Genomic DNA, 20,700 nt, shown 5'->3' with positions numbered 1-20,700 from the left:
TATGTTGACCCAAGCAGACCTAAGGGCGTATGTCGCGCCATTTTATGAAGACAAAGATTCCATGCATAACCTGGCGCATGTGGATCGGCTTTATTCGAAAGCGCTTCAATTGAGCCAACATTATCAGTGCGATGCGCAGTGGTTACTAGCAGGTGCTTACTTTCATGGTGTGGATGATCGTGCCGCGATTGAAACTGATGCCGAAAGCATCGGTGAAAACGATGATTGGATTGCAACGGTAAACGAACGGGTAAACGACTCATACCCGGAATCAAAACCGGAAACGATCGAAGGAAAAATTCTTCATGATGCTCAAGGGCCTGTTCACACTATTTCCGTCCATTCTGCCGAGATTAAAATAATTAACGACAAGGCAGAACGCGCGAATAGTGGTTGTTCCACCTGAGCAAGTGATAACGACGGCGTGAATGATTTTTATCCGGCCCAAAGGGTTGGGTTGTGCCCTTCCAGAGACGTCGTTGTTCGTCGTTCGTGTGGAGCAACCACAGTTCCCTCCTCACGCCTTGCTCTGAAAGGGCACAATCCCAACAGAATGGACGGAAATAGTGTTAACAGGCCCTAGAAGGTGGACGTGCGTTTATGGTTTCGAAGTGTTTGGTCACTGGCACAGAGCGAGGTCAGTCGCTTATCGAGACCATTGAGTATGTTCAGTCACATATTCTTGGACGTCGACGTTGCAGCCTGCCGGAAGCGCAAACTGAATATGAGTCGATGGAAGCCTATTTAACGAGCTTTATTTTGGATCTAGAAAACAGTCTCAATGCGTAGTTCATCATTGATAAACGCTATTCACAAGCGCTCTTCAACGAGTTGGGCGCTTTAAAAAGCAGCTCACTCAAACACAATTTAGCTGACCGATAACTCAAAAATAACTGATCAATTTGATGTGCAAAAATCAATGATTAACGCGTTGTAAGCGTTTTCTATTTGCGACTATTGGATGATGCGCCTCATGAAAACGGATCATTTTCTCGTGACCCTTGTCTAAAAAAATACGCGCCTCTTCCTGATTTTTTCGCGATTGATCACACTTCACTCACTCCCCGGTTGTTCAGAGTAATCGCCCTACCTAATAGTGTCCTTACGTCTTCTTTTCATTCGTGCTCACAAGGCCTCTGTAAATGATTGCGAAGCCGTGCATCAGCGACCGAGTCAAAATCAAAACCTGCTGATGACATCTGATAATTATGACAACAAGGATATTCCAATGAAGAAACTACAGTATACGCTGCTGGTAAGCGGTTGCTTATTGGCATCGTCTGCCCTTATGGCGGCGGATCGTGTTCCTGCGACCGAAGCGCACCTTACCCAGGGCGTTATGTCCGGTAATGCGACATCCGTTCAGACCATTAAATCCCGCACGCTGGCCAGCGGTGTCACCGTTGAAAAATACCAGCAAACCTATCAGGGGGTGCCTGTCTGGGGCGAGTCGATTACTCGACGTTCCGGCGGTACTTTTGCGCCAACCGTCAGTGGTGAGTTTGTTACCGAAATCGAATCGGATCTGCCGCAGGCAACGCCACGGTTCGATGGTAAGGCGATCCTGAACCTTGCCATGGAACAGCACACGCTGATGACTCAGGGTGCCATACCAAGTAAAGAAGCTCTGCAAAAGATGTTGCTGAGTGCTGAAAACAAACAACAGAAGTTATGGGTCCGGCTGAACGACAACAACGAAGCTCAGCTGGTGTACCTGGTTTCCTGGGTGGACTATGGTGTCGAGCCAACGCGACCACATTACTTTATCGATGCCATGACCGGCGAAGTGCTGGACCACTGGGACGGCTTGGCGCATCAGGATGCAACCGGTCCCGGCGGTAACGAAAAAACCGGGCAATACATTTACGGGCAGGACTTTCCTGCACTGCAGGTTGACAGCAACTGCCGGATGAACACCTCTAATGTTGAAACGGTGGACATGCAGAACCGCACCAGCGGGGGTTCCGTATTCCAGTTCACCTGTCCGGAAAACACCAACCGCTATACCAACGGTGCTTACTCACCTCTGAACGATGCGCACTTCTTCGGTAATGTTGTCTTCAACATGTTTGATGACTGGTACAACACCGCACCGATTTCTCAGAAACTGCGTATGCGTGTGCATTACGGCAACAACTATGAAAATGCCTTCTGGGATGGCAGTCAGATGACCTTTGGTGACGGTGCAAGCCGATTCTATCCTCTGGTCAGTCTGGATGTGTCCGCTCACGAAGTCAGTCATGGTTTTACTGAACAGAACTCTGGATTGGTTTATCAGAATCAATCGGGCGGTATTAACGAAGCCTTCTCCGATATGTCAGGTGAAGCGGCTGAGTTTTATATGAAAGGGTCGAACGACTGGAAAGTCGGCGCCGATATTTTCAAAGGCAGCGGCTCGTTACGCTACATGGATGACCCAACGAAAGACGGTCGATCCATCGGTCATGCGTCAGACTACACATCCGGAATGGACGTGCATTACAGTTCCGGTGTGTTTAACCGTGCGTTTTACCTGATCGCGACGGCTTCCGGCTGGGATACCCGAAAAGCCTTCGACGTTTTTGTTCTGGCCAACCAGGTCTACTGGAATCAGAACACCAACTACATTGACGGTGCCTGTGGCGCTCTGTCTGCAGCGGGCGATCTGAACTACGACACCAATGTTGTCGTGTCGGCATTTAATACCGTTGGTGTTTCAACGTCTTCGTGCAGCGGCGGTGGTGGTAACACCGTAACCGAGCTGGACAATGGCGTTCCGGTAACAGGACTCAGCGGACCCTCTGGTAGTGAAGCCATGTTTAAACTGGACGTTCTTGCCGGTGCGTCATCGGTTTCTGTTGTTATGAATGGCGGTTCCGGTGATGCCGATCTGTACGTACGCTTCGGCGCCCAGCCAACGACATCGACCTACGACTGTCGTCCTTATCGCTCCGGTAACAATGAAACCTGCAGCTTCGATCCGGCGCAATCCGGTACTTACTACATCATGTTGCGCGGCTACAGCAGTTACAGTGGTACGACGCTGACGGCGTCGCACGATTCTGACAGCGGCGAACCAACATCCGGAACGGAAACCAACCTGTCGGCTAGCGCTGGCAATTGGGTGCACTTTGAAGTAACGGTGCCAGCCGGTGCCTCAGCGTTGAACGCTGAAATTACCGGTGGCAGCGGTGACGCCGACCTCTATGTCCGTCAGGGCAGCCAGCCAACGACGTCGAACTACGATTGCCGTCCGTATAAGTGGGGTAACGAAGAAAGCTGTACCGAAACGAACCCCGGGGCCGGTAGCTGGTGGATCAGTCTGCGCGCCTATGAGTCGTTTTCCGGTGTCACCATGAACTGGAGCATCGACTGATCCGGTCGGTTGAACATTAAAAAACAGTGTTCGGGCGCAAGGACGTGACCGGGCATTGACCTAAAAAGCTGAACAGCGTGGCTCTCACATCACGCTGTTTTTTTTTGCGAATCTGAAATGATCCTGCCTGCGTAATCCATCGATAACCTTGATGAGTCTGAGACAACCTATGAGAACCCCGTCAGAAGCCATTCTTCCGCTCGGAACGCTGGGCCTTGTTCCTTTTATCGTTCCGGGAACCATGGTCCTGATCTCGCCGGAAACCGATTGGGCCGTTCGGGCGTTGCAACTCTATGCTTTCGGCATCATCGCCTATCTGACCGGCACCTGGTGGTTGAACCCAAAACCAACTGAAACAAAAGCGGCCCTCATCGGACATGGCTTGTTTTTGTTGGCGTTTTTTGGCTTGTTGCTGTGGCCGGCCATCTTTTTTGTGTTAGCGGCGCTTGTGCTCATAGCGATCTATCTGGTTGAACGCGTCACCGACTGGGTCGGGCAATTTGAATCAGCCTACCAACGCCTGCGGCGTCTTCTGACCGCGGTTGCGGTGATGTCGCTTGTCGCCGGACAGATTGGTGTGATGGGAGGTTGATGATGTCCGATTCAACCATCGACCTGAAAGAAGCCGACTATTACCGCCGCCTAGCCGATACCTGGTGGCAACCGGATGGTCCTTTCTGGCCGCTGCACCAATTGAACCAGCTGCGGACGCGTTGGATCGCAGAACAATGGCGAAAGCGTCACCCAATGGCCGATTCAGAGCAGCCTCTGCAAGGTCTGCATGTTTTGGATGTTGGTTGTGGCGGCGGCATTCTAAGCGAAGCGCTTGCCCGTCTGGGGGCTCAGGTGCATGGGGTGGACGTGGTCGCTCGCAATATTGAAGTGGCCCGTCGACATGCAAAGGCTCAGAACCTGGCCGTCACCTACGAATGCATCGAAACGGATGCACTGGTCCGGCGCGGCGACCAATACGATATCGTGTTCAACATGGAGGTGGTTGAACATGTTGCCAATGTGGATCTGTTTATGGCCCAGTGTAACGCGTTGGTGAAGCCCGGCGGAACCCAGTTTGTCGCCACCATTAACCGCAACTGGCTGTCATTTCTGATTGCCATCATTGGCGCAGAATACATCACCGGGTACTTGCCGAAAGGCACGCATCAGTACGGTAAGTTGCAGAAGCCCGAAGAGATTCGACGCTATTTGGCGCTGGGTGGTTTGAAGGTAACAGCCCGCGAAGGCGTCGCCGTAAACCCGCTGAAACGAAACATGCGCCTGATTCCCGTGACTTGGGTTAATTACATGCTGATGGCAGAAAAAACCGGCACTTTATGAGTCCAGTGGCTTCGGCTGCAAGCGCTGGATTCGAACGATCTGGACCGTCAAGGCCGTCCCTGCCAGGGTAATCAGCATGCCCAGAATCAATCGTGGCGTGATGGCTTCACCCAGCAGCATCACGCCCCATCCAACCGCAAAGACCGGTACCATAAAGGTGACTGTACTGCTGGCCACCGCGCCGGCGCTGCGCAGAACCCGATAAAAGAGCAGAAAGGCCAAAGAGGTGCAAAAGGTGGCCAGCAGCAATGCTGAGATCCACGCCGACAGCCCCGGGTTTTGTTCCGGCCAGAACCACAACCCTGGTACCAGCAGGACCAGTGAACTGAAAAACATGCTGCCGACAGCAATTTCCCGGGCATTGAGGCCACTCATGGTGCGGTGCGAATAGTTAACCGCCAGACCGTAGCAAAAGGTGGCCCCGAGCCCGGCCAGAATAGCCCAGCCGGTGCCGCCGGTGTGGAAGTTCAGTTTGTCGGCCGACAGTACAAACATGCCCGCAAACGCCACAATGAGCCCCAGAAGCTGCTGTCGGTTGATGGGGGACGCAAAGAACAGTACTGCCACGATGGCTGTGAAGATTGGCGTGGTGGCGTTAATCAAGGACGTAAAGCCGGCTTCCAGGCGCAGCGTTGCGAAGGACAGCAGCGTAAAAGGAATGACCTGATTCAAAATGCCTAAAATAGCCAATGGCCCGGCATGGCTGATGATTTTTTGGCGAAATGCACGGTTCAACAGAAAAGGCGTTAACGTTAAGAAGGCCACGCCCATGCGCACCAGAATCAGAGCGATCGGGCCGAACTCCGGAGATGCAATGCGCATAAACAGAAACGATGCGCCCCAGATTGCTGACAGAAGCAATAATAAGATGGCATCGAGTCGTTGCATGGCGTTCTCCGGTATCTGCGCGCTGTGAGGGTCGGCAGTAAACCACAGCGCGCGCCGAATGTCGGCCACTTTCGGTGTTTGGCTTTAGAGGTGCCCCTCAGGCTCGTTTGAGGTAGGGCTCTTTCAGTGATGCAAACAGCCGCTCGCCTTGAGCCGTGCCATACGGTTCGAGCAGAGCAATCAGATGAATGATGCCCTGTGATACCTGTTTTCGGGTCAGGCGCTGGCGTTTTTGGTTGATCATCGAAAAGCCCACCCAGAACCCGGTCACCAGACGCATCAGATCCACCAGAATTGCAATCTGAGCCTCATCGATCTGAATCAGGTCGTGTTCTATCAACCAGTGCAACGCTTCGCTGGCGCGTTCTTCCAGATATTTGTGCGTTTGCAGATACTGGCAAATCAGTTCGTTGTCCTTTTCCAGAAGAATCGGCATGTTGGCGTGCAGAAAGCGAAAGCGCCAGATGCTGTCAAAAATCTGTTCGCAGTACTGGCGCAGAAATTCTTCAGCGTCGCTGTGCTCATCGGGCGGTACAATCGATTGTGTAATGTAATCGGTGTATTGCTCGAAGATCGCGCGGATGATCGCTTCTTTATTGGTAAAGTGGTAATAGAGCAGCCCGGGGCTGATTCCCATCTCATCGGCGATGTGGTTCGTGGTAATGGAACGTTCGCCTTTTTCATTAAACAGTCTGAGACTGACCTGAATAATTTTATCTTTTGTTTTCATGTGACGTCAGGATGGTGTCCTGGTACCCATTTTTTTTATTAGAACACCTAGGGTACCAGAAACCAGGCCCGATGATCACGCAAAGGCGCGGCTGGTCGGGTAGTCTTTCGCCAGAGGGGGTGGGCGATTGCCAAAGGGCGGCTCTTTGGTTGCACTGTGGCGTTTGTTGCGGAAATACCAAATGGCAAACGGCACATGCAGAATCAGGTTAATCAGGCCCCAGGTCCAGAGCACGTTGTCATTCATCCAGGTGCCCGAATCCATCAGTGGCACAAAGACTTCACTGCAGGAGCGCACCAGAATATGGAAGGCCAGCGTATAAACCCGGGCAATGATGTACAGCTCGGGGCGTTTCTTCAGCACCGGATAGAGCTCAGCGGCAATCAGGATGCACATGGATGCAGCAAAGTACGAGCCGGCTTCACCATACACGAACGCCATATTCCAGGTGGTATACAGGAAGTTCCAGGCGGCGGTGGAGTAGAACAGCAGATCGTTGGGTTTGTCTTTACCGATGACCCAATAGACCCGTTCACCGTGTTTATAGCGTGGGAACGGAATGGTAATGCAGAGAATGACACCGCAGATGGCGTTAAAGTAATTGGCGGTGGCAAAATCCTTTAAGGTCGCTTCGGCAATGTTCAGAAACAGAATGCCGTATAAGAATTTTAGCACCCAATCGCCGCGAAAGAATTGCCAGAACCGATGAGGGTTGTCTTTGTACATCCAGGCAATGCGGGCAAAGCCGACCACCAAGGCGGTTGGTAATAACACGCTGAGCGTTTTTGCCCAACGGAACCAACCATCCAGATACTCAAACCAGAACGGAAAGCTGAGCAACGACAGCAGCCAGAACACCAACGCAAACTTGGGTTGCTTGCGCATCAACTCGACCAAGCCGAGCAACAGCAAAATATAGCCACCCATGGTAAGTGGGTATTGCCATACCGGTATGTTCATCGTGACCTCCTCAATGAACGACATCAAAATCTTATTGTTTGAGTAATTACTCTAAATAAGAGCGCGGGTAGAATCTTGACCAGGGTCAGTTAATTGTTCAGAAACTCAGCAGAGGAAGACGAAGAACTCTGTTCGGTCAGAGACGTTTGTCCGGCGCGTCACCACCGGACAAACAAAAGCATTGAAATGCGGGGAAGAGTTAAGGCTGTTGGGCAACCCAGGCTGGATCCTGGTATCCATGACGATAAGCCTGCTCAACCGCTTGAATCGGGAAGGCCTGGTGGCGAATCGGACGTAAGGCGCCACTTTCCATCAGCCCGGTTAACCGGGTCAGCCGTACTGGCGTATATTTCGCAATGCCGGTACGGAACGCCGGTCCAGGCAACAGAACTGAGCGGACCATGGTCAGCAGAGTGCCTAAACCAAAGTTGGTCGTGACCATGCGGCCCTTGGGTTTAAGCATCGGGCGGACCGCGTTGAACGCCAGGTTGCCTTTAACGTCGAAAATGACATCAAACCTTGTTGCCAGTGCATCGATGGATTGGTGTCGGTAGTTGAGGGTGCCCGCCAACGCGAGGGCCGCCAGTTTCGATGAATCGCCTCCGGTCCCCCACACCTCAGCGCCAGCCAGTTTCGCCAGTTGCACGGCGTATTGGCCGACTACGCCGGTGGCGCCATTAATCAGTATGGACTGGCCGGCCTTAAGGTTCGCCGTTTCCAGAAACGACAGGGCTGCCATCGCGCCATAGGGCACGGCGGCGGCATCCTCATGACGCCAGCTCAGCGGCTTGTGCTGAACCATCGCGTCCTGATCGATGGTGAGGTATTCCGCATGGGCGCCGCTGTTGATATAACCGAACACCTCATCGCCGAGCCGAAAGCGAGTCACCCGATCTCCGGTGGCTTCCACGGTGCCGGAGAACTCCGACCCGGGAATCGGAGTTTTCTTGCTGATCAGCCCCATGTCCATCCGGGCGCGATCACCCGCATTCAGGGTGATTGAGTCCACCCGAACACGCAACTCCGTCGCACCGGGTGTGGGCGTTATCCACATCTGCAAGGTTGCTTTGGGTGGACGGGCTTTTTTACTAAAAATCATGGCTTGCATGGTTGCTCTCCTTCAGGCCGCTGAGGATGATGATTGGGGTGCGTCGTGAGTCGTATCGGGTCGTCGAACCCCTTTTATCAACAGCCAAAGGCACAGTGACACTTCCGCAATGAGCGCTGGGAACATGATGAACGGGTAATCGTTTGAGCTGTAACCGGCAATAAGAAATTTCGCACCACTGTCAATCAGATAGCTGCCAAACGCCAACGCCAGCAATGGACCGAAAATGGACGGGAACAACGCAGAGCGAAACAGCAGATAGCCAAGGACCAGACAGTGGAACGCAAAGAAGATTAACCCGATGGAGTAACCAACGGCATGCGCTTCCAGGCCGAACAGGGCGACTGCCTGTAGCTGATCGAGGGAAAACACATTCATATAGACGGGCGCGTCCAGCACCATCAGGGCGAGGAAGTGGTTCATCATGTTCAGGCCCAGCGTTGCGTCCATCGCCAGCCGGGTCAGCAAGGCGGCCATGGCCAGAGTTGGGCTGGTGGGCTTAAGCAGTTTGTAGAAAATCAGCGCCAGCGACAGGTCAAACATCAACATGCCCAGATCGGCAACAAAGGCGATTCGGAACAGCAGGGCATTGTTCAGGATGTTGTCGGCGGTCGCCGCCGGGTCATTTGGAACGGCCAGCGCAGCGCGAACGCCAACTTCACTGAACAGTCCGAAAACAATGATGCCTAAGTACAACAGGCCGCCGATTCTGGCCAGCGTGACCGGCGAGTGTGGGACAGTAGGGGTGGTCGTCATCGTGGTTTCTCCATCGTTGTGGTTAGGGGGTGAACGATGGTGAAGAGATTATTCTGACGGGTTCGTTGGTTTTTGATAGTTTGTGCTCAATTGATGGCAACCAATGCGCGTTTTGCACAGGGGTGACGACGGATGCAGGTGACATTTCAACACATTCAGACACTGGTCGATCGCATTGAGGCCAATCTCGCCGACGACGTAAACGTTCTGGGGCTGGCCGATGCGTTTCATATGTCGCCCTGGCATTTCCAGCGGACGTTCAAGTCCCTGATCGGAGACACCTTGGGGGGATATATCCGGGGGCGCCGCCTGACCCGCGCAGCACAGTTGCTGCTGGAGTCCCGTCGCAGTGTCATCGATATTGCCGTCAGCGTCGGATTTAATTCTCACGAAGCCTTCAGCCGCTCTTTTAAAGCCTATTTCAACGTCACGCCTAAAGCGTTTCGCGCCGAGCGCCCGGCGATCACCCTGCGCGAAAAACCGCTACTGACTCTGGAGCTGTTTCAACATCTGGCTGATGGTATGGATCAGAACCCGGTGATCACTGAACGGCCTGAGCAGCATTTGATTGGACAACAGATCGCCATTCCTTCGCCTTTTGTGTCGGATGTTGACTATTGCGACCTGTTGTTTACCCCCTGGACCGATCTGCTGAGTGTCGAAGCGGCGTTACCCGGGCGAGTGCCGGGCGAATACTTTGGCCTGATGGTCAGCCCAAGTGGGACCTTCACCGAAGATTCGCTTTTTTATCTGGCCGGTGCGGGCGTTCAGCAACCGATTGCCGACCCGGGCGAGGGGATGGTGGCTCTGAGCTTTCCGGCGCAGCAAGTGGCAATGTTTGATATCTACTCCGGCACAGAAGACACCGTCGCACAAACCGTCGATTTTATTTATGGTTACTGGTTACCGAACTCCCAGTACACCCGAGCCGGTGGACACGACTACGAGTATTTTGAAAACGTGTCGGACTTTACCGTGCCCCGTTTGCATTCTCGCTACGTGTTACCGATACAACCCAAAACCTGAATAAGTACCTGCTATGACCGAATCTCAACCCTCTCCGACTCCTATTGCACTGGTTACGGGTGCCAGCCGTGGCATTGGCGCCGCGACAGCGGTGCAACTGGCCCGGGCGGGCTATGCCGTCATCGTAAACTATCATCAAAACACCGCAGCCGCTTATGAGGTTCGAGATCGAATTGCTGAGTTCGGCGGCACCGCCTGGGCGATTCAAGCGGACGTTTCAAAGGAATCGGAAGTGACGGCTCTGTTTGAACAGATCGACTCGCTTCCCGGCACGTTAAAGGTACTGGTCAATAATGTGGGTGTGCTCAAACAACAGAGTCGTCTGGCAGACATCAGCGTCGAACGGTTTACCCAGGTCCTGAACACCAACGTGTTGAGTTGCTTTTTGTGTTGCCGGGCGGCGGTTCGGCGGATGTCGACGCGTCACGGTGGGCAAGGCGGCGCGATCGTGAATGTCTCGTCCGGGGCATCAAAGAGCGGTTCACCCAACGAGTACGTCGATTACGCGGCGTCGAAAGGCGCGATCGACTCACTGACACGAGGCTTGGCACTTGAGGTCGCCGATGAAGGGATACGCGTGAATGCCGTACGCCCCGGACTGATCTATACCGAGATTCATGCCGATGGGGGCGAACCCGGCCGGGTCGACCGGCTTGCCGAGCGCATCCCCATGAAGCGTGGCGGCCGGCCTTCCGAAGTCGCCGAAGCCATTGTCTGGCTGGCCAGCGACGCCTCATCGTTTGTCACTGGCAGTTTTATCGACCCATCCGGAGGGCTATAACATGACCGATCAGCGTCGCTTTCAACAAACCATGAGCATGAACTCCGATCCAAGCCCCTCGGACGTTGGTGAACTCTATGATGGACTGGATGCTTACAACATGGCCCATCTGCCGGGTTTTACCCGTCAGCGCCGACTATGGACGGTCAGAAACGATCAGGATGAGCTGATTGCGGGCTTGTATGGTCAGGCGCACATGAGCAGCTTCCATGTCGATTATCTGTGGATAGACGAGTCCGCCCGTGGACATGGATTAGGCTCGATGCTGATCCAGCAGGTTGAAACGGAAGCGCGCGCGTTGGGCATTTATCGGGTGTATCTCGATACCTACACCTTTCAGGCGCCCGGTTTCTACGCCAAGCTTGGGTTTGTTGAAACAGGTCGGTTTCAGGATTTCCCCACAGAAGGTGTTGATAAAATCTTTTTGGTTAAGGACCTTTCGACGCCTGAATCCGAAGAGGGTTAGGCTGAAAGCCGAAGTTTGGGCTAAGCTCAATGGAACGTTTAATAATTGGGCTTCGTCCATCGGTTTCTGATGCTAAGTAAGCCTTCATCCTGCAGTAAAGGTTGTTACCGTATGGCCGCTCTATCGCCGGTGAAACTTTCCAGACTTGCCTCCGCTTCTGTTGGACTGGTGGTGTTTTTACTGGGCATTACGCTGTCGACCGTACTGCTGTTATTGGATTACCGCAAAGCGCATGAAGAACAGGCGCGGATTTTTTTTACCGAAGTTGAGTCGGTTGTCGAAGAGTTCCGTCTGGTGCTGTCGACGCTGAATGCACAGACAACCGGTCGGTGTGATGAGCAGACGATGATCGCTATGCGGCGGGAACTGTTCTTAGCCGAACACATTAAAGACATCGGCTTTGTCGACAATGGGCAAGTGATCTGTACCACGGGCGTCGGTAAGCTCGATCGCCACGTTGAGGTTGGTACACCCGACTATATCGGCATGGATGGCTTGTCCGTATTTGTTGATGTACCACTGACGTTATTTGAGTATCAATACTCTGCGCTGATTGCCTTCAGCGGTGACTTCGATGCCGTCTTTGACCTGGCGGTATTTGATTTATTGCCTGGTATGGTGAATGACTGGGAAGTTGTCTACACCCGTGACGAAGCACCGGTCTCGGTGGCCGGTGAAAAAGGCCTTTATCGAGGGCAGTTTGCTGAAAGCGGGTATCGGTTCAGCTTAACGAGTCAGTATTCAGAAACTTGTTTGCCGGAATATCAATACTGCTTAGGCATTCAATCGGACTTTCAATCCTGGCTGGATCACTATCGCACGCTGTATCTGGTGTTTGTGATCCTATGGTTTTTTATCGGCGTGCTGGTGGCGTTTGCTGTTCAGAAGCTCATTGCCCGCACGCAATCGATTGAATCGAAAGTGCGTCGGGCGTTGCGTCAACGCGCGTTTCACAATCTGTATCAACCGATACTCGATCTTAAAAGTGGTGCGATGGTCGGGTGTGAAGCGCTCGCCCGGTGCCACCTGTCCAACGAGCCGTTGTATCCCGACCAGTTTATCCCAGAGGTTGCGCGCAGTGGCCAAACCTGGCGTTTTACCAAGCTGATGATTCAGCAAGGGCTGACAGAGCTGAGTGCTGAAACCGCCTTGCCGGATGGCTTTCGGGTAAACTTTAACTTGTTCCCGGCGGACATCGCCGCCGCCTACACCCGAGACTTTGCGAAGATGTCGACAGTGGCAAACAGCCGTTTCACTCTGGTTCTGGAAGTGATCGAAGATCAACAACTCGAAGGCAAACAGGCGCAGACCGAACTGGAATGGTTGAAGGCGCAGGGCTATGGCGTTGCGCTGGATGACTTTGGTACCGGCTATTCCAATCTGAATCAGATTCGCGATTTTCAGGCCGATTATCTGAAAATTGATCGCAGTTTTATTATGGACCTCGAAGACGGCAGCATTAAGTCGTCGCTGATTCCATACATTGTCGACATTGCCCGCCAGCTGAATCTGTTCGTCGTTGCAGAAGGCATTGAAAACGCCCGCCAATGGGAAGCGCTCCGGGACATGGGCGTTCAATATGGCCAAGGCTACTATTTTGGCAAACCGATGTCTGCCGAGGCGCTGGTGCGTCTGTACAGCCAGCAAGCTCGCAACTGAGGCGGTACGAGCTATAATTTGAGGAGATTTTAAACGAGTTGGGCATGCGTCAACCTACCCCTTTGTTACCCTGGTTACTGATTCTCCTTCCGGCGACCGCCATGGTGGTACTGGTCCTTGTCTTAAGTGTTCAAACCGGTTGGCGAAGCGCCATCGATTATCTTGATATCATTGCCGAGCTGGTTCTGCTTGGCATTCTGCTGAAATGGGTGCAAACCGCATCGGTACTGAAGCGTCAGCAACGCACCTACTGGGTTTTCCTCGCGGGTAATGCCTGTCTGGTCTGGCTGATGTCGTTGAAGCTGGTCGAGGAAGTCAGCCTGTATAACGAGCTCTGGTTTCAGATTGCTGAGTCTCTTTTTGCCATTGCTGGCGTGGTTTTATTGTCGATGGGCATTGCCGCCTGGTCGCGCGATTATCAGGCTCTGATCGACGACACGGAAGCCAAGAAGAATCAGTACAAGCAGTTGAGTATCACGGATGCCTTGACCGGGCTGATGAACCGGACCGCCTATAATCAAAGAATCGAGCAGTTTGTAAGTGACCAGCAACCTTATCTGTTGATGCTGATCGATCTGGACCATTTTAAACAGATAAACGACCGTTACGGTCACGACGCGGGCGATGCCGCCTTGAAGCAGGTGGGCGCGTTGTTGGGCTCGAACAGCCGTAATCAAGAAGATTGCTTTCGTGTCGGCGGTGAAGAGTTTGCCATTGTACTGACTCAATGTTCGCTCAGCCAGGCCGAGTCGATTGCCGAGCGATTGCGCACCGCCATAGAAACGCACGCGATTCGCTGGCAGGACGCTGAGCTGAGCTGCACCGTCAGTATCGGATTATGCCTCAGTCAGACCGGTGAAAGCCCTCAAACCACCTACCGACATGCCGACGCCGCTTTGTATGAAGCAAAACAGAACGGCCGTAACCGTGTTGTGGTCTCGCACTGATCGGTTACCCCTCGATAACAGCATAGGCGTGCTGCTGATTATTCAGTAGACTTCAGCAAGACGGCTGTTCAAACCGAGCCACAATAAACCTTCCCCGAGTACGAGGACCTGCCAACATCATGCTGATTGTTGATCCGCTTTTTTATTTCTGCGCCATTCCGGCGGTGTTGATTTTTGGTATGGCCAAAGGCGGGTTTGGTGGTGCGGTCAGTATCGTCTCCGTTCCATTGATGTCCTTGGCGGTCAGTCCTCCAGTGGCCGCAGCCATCCTTTTACCGATTTTGTGCGTCATGGATTTGTTGGCGTTGAAAAAATACTGGGGCCAATGGCATGTACTGAATCTGAAGATCATGATTCCCGGTGCCCTTGTCGGCATCTTCATTGGTGCGCTGACGTTTCGCTATCTTAGTGAAGCCCACATCCGGATACTGATCGGCGGTATTGCCTTGGTTTTTGCACTGTACTTCTGGCGGAAACAGGTCAGTGGCAAAGTCTCCCAGCCAAGCGTGGTGAAAGGGTCGTTCTGGGGCACTGTCTCTGGCTTTACCAGCTTTGGTATTCACGCCGGTGGACCGCCCGTCAGTGTGTATCTGCTGCCGCAAAAATTGCACCCGAGCATTTACGTCGGGACGAATGCCGTGTTATTCGCGGTCATCAATTACGTGAAGCTGATTCCTTATTTCTGGCTGGGGCAATTGAACACGGCGAATCTGACAACCTCGCTGGTGTTGTTGCCATTAGCGCCGATTGGCATTGGGTTGGGTGTCTGGGCACACAATCGCGTGTCGTCGTTTGTGTTTTACCGGGTCATCAATTTCTTTCTGATGTTGGCCGGTGGCAAGTTGCTGTATGACGGCCTGGTTCAACTCACCACCGTTGCCTGAATGATGCGTTAACCGCGAATACGGCGAACGCGGAACTTCCGCCCTTTCAGTTTGCCGTTTTCGATTTTCTTTAATGCCTGAGACGCCACATTGCGCCTAACCGCGACATAGGCCGACAAGTCCAGCACATTGATCTTTCCCACGTCCTTGCCGTCAATCGGGCGCTCGCCACCGGTTAAGGCACCGAGTATATCGCCGGGACGCACCTTCTGCTTTTTGCCGCCATCGATCTGCAGTGTCGCCATCGGCGCCTGGAAAGGAGATTGATTCAAAACCTCTGCGCTCGGTGGGGTATCGGGGTGGCCCAGCGGGTCCTGTGCCAGGTCCATGCGCAGTAGCTTGTGGCCTTCTTTTTCCGCAAAAAACGAATAAGCCCGGCCGCGTTCCCCGGCGCGTCCGGTCCGGCCAATTCGATGCGTATGAACTTCCGGGTCTTTGGCGATATGAAAATTGATCACCGCATCGAGCTTATCAATGTCGAGCCCGCGGGCGGCCACATCGGTCGCCACCAGAACGGACACGCTGCCATTGGCAAAGCGGATCAGCGTTTCATTACGTTGGCGTTGTTCCATATCCCCATGCAGCGCCAGCGCGTCGAAGCCGGCCTGTTTCAGAAAATCAGCCACTTCGTCGGTTTCGCGCTTGGTGTTGCAGAAAATCAGGGTATTCATCGGCTTGTCGTTTAACAGCAAACGCTGACTCATCTGCAAGCGATCGTCAAAACTTTCGGTGCGATAAAATCGTTGTTCAATAACGTCCGCCTGGTGAGCCGATTCAACCTGTACCAGCGTGGCCTTGCGAGTCACCCGGGCACACAGACTGTCGATTTCATCAGGGTAGGTCGCACTGAACAACAGCGTTTGCCGTTGTGCCGGGACTTGATCGACGATGGTGTCAATCACTTCCTGAAACCCCATGTCGAGCATCCGGTCGGCTTCATCAAACACCAGAGTCTGAACGTCATCGAGCTTGAGTGTGCCTTTGCGCAGGTGTTCTTCAATACGACCGGGCGTACCGACAATGATGTGCGCGCCATGCGCCAGCGAGCCGATTTGCGGCCCGAACGGCATGCCACCGCAGAGGGTCAGGATTTTGATGTTGTGAATCGCGCGGGCCAGCTTACGTAACTCCTGAGCGACCTGATCGGCCAGCTCCCGGGTTGGGCACAGAATGAGCGATTGGATTCGAAACCGTTCAACCTGCAACGCCTGTAAGACTCCAAGACCGAAGGCGGCGGTTTTACCGGAACCGGTTTTAGCCTGGGCGATCACATCCTGGCCGTCCAGAACCAAGGGCAGCGTTTTCTGCTGAATCTCCGTCATTGCGGTGTAGTTCAGGGTGTTGAGATTGGTCAGCAATGCCGGCTTCAGCGGCAGATCAGAAAAGGGCGCAGTCAAGATGGTTCCTACCGGTTGTCACGAACAGAATTGGGTGTGCATAGTAGTCTTCAGCGAGCGGTTTGCACAGTAAAGTCTGCAGGTTCAGGCCAATACCGCGAACGAACGCTTCCCTCGTCATTGACGACCGGCGTGTGCGGGTCGATGATGGCGTTCACTCCCAGATCATGAACGCTGTTTTGCAGGAGGACGGTGCTTGAACAAAGGACACGCCTATTTACTCACCGGGAAAGTGGCCAGTGGGAAAACCACCTATGCCCGCCGAAAAGAAGCCGAAGGACAGGCGATTTTCCTCTCGATTGATGCGCTGCAACTGAGTGTGTTGGGCCCGTCACCCACGCGTGAACAGTTGGATGCGTCTTACGACGGCGCTCGTGCCTATCAGTTTAGCCTCGCATTAACGCTGCTGAACCGTGGCATTGATGTCTATTTCGATTGGGGGTTATGGCAGAAAGCCGAGCGTCAGCGCTATAAGCGGATGCTTGAGCAACAGGGTGTTGAAGTCGACATCATTTACTTTGACGTCCCCGCGGCCGTGCGCATGGACCGCAACGCGCAACGCAATCGAAGCAACGATGACACCTCATTTAAAATCGAACCGCATGATGTCAGGCACTTCGATTCGCTCTACGAAGTGCCGTCCGAGGATGAGTACGATGTGCTGGTGGCCGATTAATCGGGTGTTGGTTTTATGGCGAAAAGATGACGCGCTGTCGACCCAGGCCGGCAGGCACCACCGTCTGCACCTCACCATCAAAAAAGTAAGGCTGAAACTGCGTTTGTTCTTCTGCAAAAAACAGAGAGTACGGCGTTTTCTGCAGCTTAGCCGTGGTGATGGCAGCGACCAGTGCCAGTTCGGTTTCGTGATAAGCGTTTTTCCACAAGTGCTGTTTGGCACCGCCACCGGCCCCCATCCAGACACCGCCCCAAGTGGGGTCAACAAACTGACCGAACCAACCGCGGTAGGCTTCCGGCAAATAGCGAACAAACTCGTCATCACGCAAGGCCATGGTCGCGCTGGCTTGCGTCAGTTCGGCGTACTCCCACCAGGACGAGTTGCGGCTGTAACTCTGATACGCCCACGTGCTGAACGCTTCGGGTCTTGAATGAAAACGGAACGCCTGCTCGGTGATGTGGCGGATGCCAGTCTCGGCGGTCTCGATCCAATCCGGACGGTTCAAACGCTCACCCGCCAACAGAATCATCCAATAGGATTTTACGCTGTGACCATAATCGTTATGCCGCTCACCCGGTTGGTTGGCTTGACCATTGACCAGTTGCCCGGCAAAGCGATGTTGCTCCGGCTGATGAAACGAGTCCAACAACACCGTGACTAGCCATTCGATATCGACTTGCCAGTCGCGCTGCATGGGTTCCGGCAGTAACGGATACATCAGCAGCAGATAGGCATTGAGCTGATCAAGTTGAGCGACCAGTTCCTGTTGTTGGGCATCACCGGGTTGTTGATCGGTTAAGGTCCAGGCGAGCATGTTCCAGTGCTCGTTTCGGTAGTTCGAAAAGAGGTGTTGTTTGATTCGATCGATGGATCGCAACAGGTCTTCATCGCCGGTCAGGTAATAGGCCATGGCAAGCCCGACCTGTGCATAGGCAATGTCTTGTGACGTTTGCTGGCCATCCAGGTATAGGGGCGCGCCGTCCTGTAAATGAGTCACTACCGATCCGTCGTCATTGATGCGTTGCAGAATGCGCTGCACTCCCTCGTTCATCAGTGCCAGAGCGTCCGTGTTGCCGGTCAGATGAAAAATTACACCGTAGGCATACGTCTGCCGCGAAACCATGCGGATGTAGTTCTGATCAAGGCCAGCGCGAATCCATTCGGGCCGCAGTTCCGGGCAAAGGGTATCGAGGTCGGGCAGGGAGCCATCGTTGCAACGCGTACCGACAAACCGAGCGGCCTCGTCGCTGCGCCAGTACGGCCAGATGTCGTCGTTCAAGTAGTCGACCCAGCGAGACAGCGGCGGTAATGCATCGCGCGCCTCATCCACACTCACCGTCGAAAACGAGAGCGGTGCTTGTTGATCGGGCTTCAGAAAACCGGAGGTGTTCAGTTCTGGCCGGGCATCGGACTGGAACCGAAACACCAGTTCGCCGAAAGTGGTTTGTTTAAGCATGAACACATCGCCAGACGTTGGCGATAACTGAAAGTGCGCTTCATTGGGTTGAGTAAGCGTAAAGTGGCCGGTTACTGATCCCGCCATCAGACCTAACTCATTGCTGCCAGACCACGACACCTGCGTATGAATGTCGGAATCCGACACATCAAGAATCGTTACGTCGACCGTCAGGGCCTCGGTCTCTAAAACAAAGTGCCCCGTTGGCCAGGTGTCGGCCAGTGTCAGTGGTATGGATAACGCAACCAGCAGCGTCAGAAAAATCCGTTTCATGGTGCAACCCTGTACTGAGAATAGTTCGCCGACGGTAACAGACTGAGCCTGAACGCACCGTTGGAATCACGCCGGGTTGGATTTTGAACGGGTCGTGCAGTCGGGTTAATCAACACGAAAATCACCAATTTCAGCCAGTGAATGTGTGGAACTGAGAGGTCCATCTAAAACAAACGCCGATCAGTTTGTTATTCCAAGTTGGAAGCATTGGCGTCCTTTCCTAACCTGAACCGAGCGCATTCGCGTTCACAGCTGACCGGTTTCCTTTGGAGGTTGTGACATGACCAATGCGTAAAACAAAAATAACGAGAGGGTGATAACGTGAAACACATTCAATGGTTACTTTTAATTTCTATGTTCAGTCTAACGAGCATTGCTTATGGGCACGGTTTGATGGTCGATCCTCCGGCGCGCAATGCCGTTTGCGGACTCAATGAAAAGCCTGACCAAGCCAGCAGCGAAGCGTGCCTTGATGCCTTTGCCAATGACAGTAACGGTGGCTACCAGTTTATGAGCGTACTGACCCATGCGGAAGGTCGAGCCAAAGTTACACCGTTGCCGGACAACGTCTGCGGCTTCGACAGCGAAACCTGGAATGGCGGACAGACGCCCTGGGATGTCGCCACCCACTGGCCCGCCAGTTCCGCTAAGGCCGGACCGATGGACATCACCTGGGACATCCAATGGGGTCCGCACTTTGACGACACCAAAGAGTTCCACTACTGGATTACCAAACCAGATTTTGTGTTCGATCCGAACACGCCGTTGAGCTGGGATGATTTTGAATCGGAACCGTTTTGTGCCGAAGGTTATGACGACTCCCAACCCAACGCCAACCCGAATGTCGTCGCCGACAAAAGCGGGGCGACGTTCACCACCAGTTGCGACGTACCCGAACGTAACGGCCATCATGTTATTTATGGAGAGTGGGGGCGCAACCAATGGACTTATGAGCGATTTCACGGATGCATCGATCTCGCCTTCGGTGACTCCAACGCGACACCTCCAACAGCTACACCGTTAAATCTGACTGTTGAACAAGACAACAGTGTCGCGGTTCAGTTGATCGGTTCGGACGCCGATGGCTCTGTCGTCTCGTACAACCTGGAGAGCTTGCCGTTGCATGGCACGCTCACCGGTGCCGACGATCAATGGACCTATACGCCCGATGCTGGATTCTTTGGCGCGGACTCATTTCAGTATTGGGTGAGCGATAACGACGGACTCAACTCTGGTTTGGCCACAGTGAGCATCACCGTGAACCGAACCGGCAACGCTGCACCGACAGCGGCCTTTACTGTCGACGCGACCAACCTGAGCATCGCACTGGATGCCTCCGCATCGAGCGACCCGGACAATGACTTGTTGAGTTACGAATGGACATTCGGTGATGGCAACAGCGCGACCGGCGCGCAGGTTTCTCATACGTATGCCGAATCGGGTCAGTATCCAATCACCCTAACGGTCAGCGACGGCTCCCTGACGTCGAGCCTGGAGCAGATGGTTTCGGTCAATGGCTCAACGTCGGAAGGCGCCGTGTGTGAGTACGTGGTATCGAACGAATGGGCCGGCGGTTTTGTGGCTGAAATTCGCATACTCAACACAGGTACTGAAGCCATTAACGGCTGGGAAGTCGAGTGGGCGTATAGCAACAACACCGACATCTCCAACGGGTGGAGTGCCAACCTGAGTGGAGACAACCCCTATACCGCAACGGCGATGAGTTGGAACTCAAACATCGCACCCGGCGATCAAGTCAGCTTTGGTTTCCAGGGTACTTTTAGCGGCCAGAATGAACGGCCAGAGGTGACTGGGGAGCTTTGTCAGTAGTTGATGCAATGAAACAAAGCGGTGATAGTGCTCGCCGCTTTGTTCTTTTGTGGAATAACGACAGGAAGACAGAGTGCGATATATCGAGTAAGAAAGCGTCGTTGTATGTGCAAAAAAAAACTGCATGTTCAAAGCTTTTTAAAGTGACCGTGTGGTAGATTCAAAACTTCTTT

General features: G+C 53.5%; 19 protein-coding genes. 12 read left to right on the top strand and 7 right to left on the bottom strand.

The window, feature by feature from the left end; genetic code table 11:
- Position 1 precedes the first annotated feature (1 nt).
- The 4 genes from MED297_RS11575 (at position 2) to ubiG (ending at position 4,690) form a co-directional block, all read left to right on the top strand.
- Complete coding sequence (locus tag MED297_RS11575) at positions 2–406, top strand: HD domain-containing protein (RefSeq protein WP_008045115.1); 405 nt, start codon at positions 2–4, stop codon at positions 404–406.
- 822 nt (positions 407–1,228) lie between these two features.
- Complete coding sequence (locus MED297_RS11565; RefSeq protein ID WP_154650912.1) at positions 1,229–3,355, top strand: M4 family metallopeptidase; 2,127 nt, start codon at positions 1,229–1,231, stop codon at positions 3,353–3,355.
- 169 nt (positions 3,356–3,524) lie between these two features.
- The gene (locus tag MED297_RS11560; protein WP_008045108.1) at positions 3,525–3,947 is read left to right on the top strand and encodes a DUF3429 family protein; all 423 of its coding nucleotides are present in this window, start codon (positions 3,525–3,527) and stop codon (positions 3,945–3,947) included.
- The gene (gene ubiG / locus MED297_RS11555) at positions 3,947–4,690 is read left to right on the top strand and encodes a bifunctional 2-polyprenyl-6-hydroxyphenol methylase/3-demethylubiquinol 3-O-methyltransferase UbiG (RefSeq protein WP_008045103.1); all 744 of its coding nucleotides are present in this window, start codon (positions 3,947–3,949) and stop codon (positions 4,688–4,690) included. The genes MED297_RS11560 and ubiG overlap by 1 nt, the downstream gene beginning before the upstream one ends.
- Here the strand turns inward: ubiG and MED297_RS11550 are convergent.
- From MED297_RS11550 to MED297_RS11530, 5 genes are all read right to left on the bottom strand, one after another.
- Positions 4,685–5,578: a DMT family transporter gene (locus tag MED297_RS11550; protein ID WP_040557186.1), complete on the bottom strand. Its 894-nt coding sequence runs from the start codon at positions 5,576–5,578 to the stop codon at positions 4,685–4,687. The two genes, ubiG and MED297_RS11550, sit on opposite strands and share 6 nt — an antisense overlap.
- 97 nt (positions 5,579–5,675) lie before the next feature.
- Positions 5,676–6,308 (bottom strand): TetR/AcrR family transcriptional regulator, encoded by a 633-nt coding sequence (locus tag MED297_RS11545; RefSeq protein ID WP_008045100.1) that lies wholly within the window; start codon positions 6,306–6,308, stop codon positions 5,676–5,678.
- A gap of 75 nt (positions 6,309–6,383) precedes the next feature.
- The gene (locus tag MED297_RS11540; protein ID WP_040557041.1) at positions 6,384–7,268 is read right to left on the bottom strand and encodes a hypothetical protein; all 885 of its coding nucleotides are present in this window, start codon (positions 7,266–7,268) and stop codon (positions 6,384–6,386) included.
- 199 nt (positions 7,269–7,467) lie between these two features.
- Positions 7,468–8,376, bottom strand: a complete 909-nt coding sequence (locus tag MED297_RS11535; protein ID WP_008045095.1) for an NAD(P)-dependent alcohol dehydrogenase — start codon at positions 8,374–8,376, stop codon at positions 7,468–7,470.
- Between the two features lie 12 nt (positions 8,377–8,388).
- A complete protein-coding gene (locus MED297_RS11530) occupies positions 8,389–9,132 on the bottom strand; it encodes a DUF4386 domain-containing protein (RefSeq protein ID WP_008045093.1) in 744 nt (247 codons plus the stop codon).
- Positions 9,133–9,264: 132 nt separating this feature from the next.
- On the opposite strand from MED297_RS11530, the gene MED297_RS11525 reads away from it, so the two are divergent.
- The 6 genes from MED297_RS11525 (at position 9,265) to MED297_RS11500 (ending at position 14,895) form a co-directional block, all read left to right on the top strand.
- Complete coding sequence (locus tag MED297_RS11525; protein WP_008045092.1) at positions 9,265–10,158, top strand: helix-turn-helix domain-containing protein; 894 nt, start codon at positions 9,265–9,267, stop codon at positions 10,156–10,158.
- Between the two features lie 13 nt (positions 10,159–10,171).
- A complete protein-coding gene (locus tag MED297_RS11520; protein ID WP_008045091.1) occupies positions 10,172–10,939 on the top strand; it encodes an SDR family oxidoreductase in 768 nt (255 codons plus the stop codon).
- Position 10,940: 1 nt separating this feature from the next.
- Entirely contained in the window at positions 10,941–11,405 is a 465-nt protein-coding gene (locus MED297_RS11515; RefSeq protein ID WP_008045090.1) for a GNAT family N-acetyltransferase, read from the top strand.
- Between the two features lie 111 nt (positions 11,406–11,516).
- On the top strand, positions 11,517–13,064 hold the full coding sequence (locus MED297_RS11510) for an EAL domain-containing protein (RefSeq protein WP_008045089.1): 1,548 nt from the start codon (positions 11,517–11,519) through the stop codon (positions 13,062–13,064).
- A 44-nt stretch (positions 13,065–13,108) separates the two neighbouring features.
- Positions 13,109–14,011, top strand: coding sequence for a GGDEF domain-containing protein (locus tag MED297_RS21325; protein ID WP_008045088.1), 903 nt, complete (start codon positions 13,109–13,111; stop codon positions 14,009–14,011).
- Between the two features lie 119 nt (positions 14,012–14,130).
- Positions 14,131–14,895 (top strand): sulfite exporter TauE/SafE family protein, encoded by a 765-nt coding sequence (locus tag MED297_RS11500; protein ID WP_008045086.1) that lies wholly within the window; start codon positions 14,131–14,133, stop codon positions 14,893–14,895.
- An 8-nt stretch (positions 14,896–14,903) separates the two neighbouring features.
- Here the strand turns inward: MED297_RS11500 and dbpA are convergent, their stop codons facing one another.
- Positions 14,904–16,292 (bottom strand): ATP-dependent RNA helicase DbpA, encoded by a 1,389-nt coding sequence (dbpA, locus tag MED297_RS11495; RefSeq protein ID WP_008045083.1) that lies wholly within the window; start codon positions 16,290–16,292, stop codon positions 14,904–14,906.
- A gap of 196 nt (positions 16,293–16,488) precedes the next feature.
- On the opposite strand from dbpA, the gene MED297_RS11490 reads away from it, so the two are divergent.
- The gene (locus MED297_RS11490; RefSeq protein ID WP_040557038.1) at positions 16,489–16,968 is read left to right on the top strand and encodes a P-loop nucleotide/nucleoside kinase family protein; all 480 of its coding nucleotides are present in this window, start codon (positions 16,489–16,491) and stop codon (positions 16,966–16,968) included.
- Positions 16,969–16,981: 13 nt separating this feature from the next.
- Here the strand turns inward: MED297_RS11490 and MED297_RS21320 are convergent, their stop codons facing one another.
- Positions 16,982–18,697, bottom strand: coding sequence for a hypothetical protein (locus MED297_RS21320; protein ID WP_008045080.1), 1,716 nt, complete (start codon positions 18,695–18,697; stop codon positions 16,982–16,984).
- A 321-nt stretch (positions 18,698–19,018) separates the two neighbouring features.
- On the opposite strand from MED297_RS21320, the gene MED297_RS11480 reads away from it, so the two are divergent.
- The gene (locus MED297_RS11480; protein WP_202594539.1) at positions 19,019–20,527 is read left to right on the top strand and encodes a lytic polysaccharide monooxygenase; all 1,509 of its coding nucleotides are present in this window, start codon (positions 19,019–19,021) and stop codon (positions 20,525–20,527) included.
- Positions 20,528–20,700 lie beyond the last annotated feature (173 nt).

This window comes from Reinekea blandensis MED297, assembly GCF_000153185.1.
GTDB lineage: Bacteria > Pseudomonadota > Gammaproteobacteria > Pseudomonadales > Natronospirillaceae > Reinekea > Reinekea blandensis.
The sequence above is the reverse complement of the archived record's forward strand: the minus strand, read 5'-3'. Positions and strand labels throughout refer to the sequence as shown.

Bases quoted from the DNA above. Each gene is read 5' to 3' on its own strand.
- MED297_RS11575 (WP_008045115.1), top strand. From the start codon at position 2: ATGTTGACCCAAGCAGACCTAAGGGCGTATGTCGCGCCATTTTATGAA.
- MED297_RS11565 (WP_154650912.1), top strand. From the start codon at position 1,229: ATGAAGAAACTACAGTATACGCTGCTGGTAAGCGGTTGCTTATTGGCA.
- MED297_RS11560 (WP_008045108.1), top strand. From the start codon at position 3,525: ATGAGAACCCCGTCAGAAGCCATTCTTCCGCTCGGAACGCTGGGCCTT.
- ubiG (WP_008045103.1), top strand. From the start codon at position 3,947: ATGATGTCCGATTCAACCATCGACCTGAAAGAAGCCGACTATTACCGC.
- MED297_RS11550 (WP_040557186.1), bottom strand. From the start codon at position 5,578: ATGCAACGACTCGATGCCATCTTATTATTGCTTCTGTCAGCAATCTGG.
- MED297_RS11545 (WP_008045100.1), bottom strand. From the start codon at position 6,308: ATGAAAACAAAAGATAAAATTATTCAGGTCAGTCTCAGACTGTTTAAT.
- MED297_RS11540 (WP_040557041.1), bottom strand. From the start codon at position 7,268: ATGAACATACCGGTATGGCAATACCCACTTACCATGGGTGGCTATATT.
- MED297_RS11535 (WP_008045095.1), bottom strand. From the start codon at position 8,376: ATGCAAGCCATGATTTTTAGTAAAAAAGCCCGTCCACCCAAAGCAACC.
- MED297_RS11530 (WP_008045093.1), bottom strand. From the start codon at position 9,132: ATGACGACCACCCCTACTGTCCCACACTCGCCGGTCACGCTGGCCAGA.
- MED297_RS11525 (WP_008045092.1), top strand. From the start codon at position 9,265: ATGCAGGTGACATTTCAACACATTCAGACACTGGTCGATCGCATTGAG.
- MED297_RS11520 (WP_008045091.1), top strand. From the start codon at position 10,172: ATGACCGAATCTCAACCCTCTCCGACTCCTATTGCACTGGTTACGGGT.
- MED297_RS11515 (WP_008045090.1), top strand. From the start codon at position 10,941: ATGACCGATCAGCGTCGCTTTCAACAAACCATGAGCATGAACTCCGAT.
- MED297_RS11510 (WP_008045089.1), top strand. From the start codon at position 11,517: ATGGCCGCTCTATCGCCGGTGAAACTTTCCAGACTTGCCTCCGCTTCT.
- MED297_RS21325 (WP_008045088.1), top strand. From the start codon at position 13,109: ATGCGTCAACCTACCCCTTTGTTACCCTGGTTACTGATTCTCCTTCCG.
- MED297_RS11500 (WP_008045086.1), top strand. From the start codon at position 14,131: ATGCTGATTGTTGATCCGCTTTTTTATTTCTGCGCCATTCCGGCGGTG.
- MED297_RS21320 (WP_008045080.1), bottom strand. From the start codon at position 18,697: ATGAAACGGATTTTTCTGACGCTGCTGGTTGCGTTATCCATACCACTG.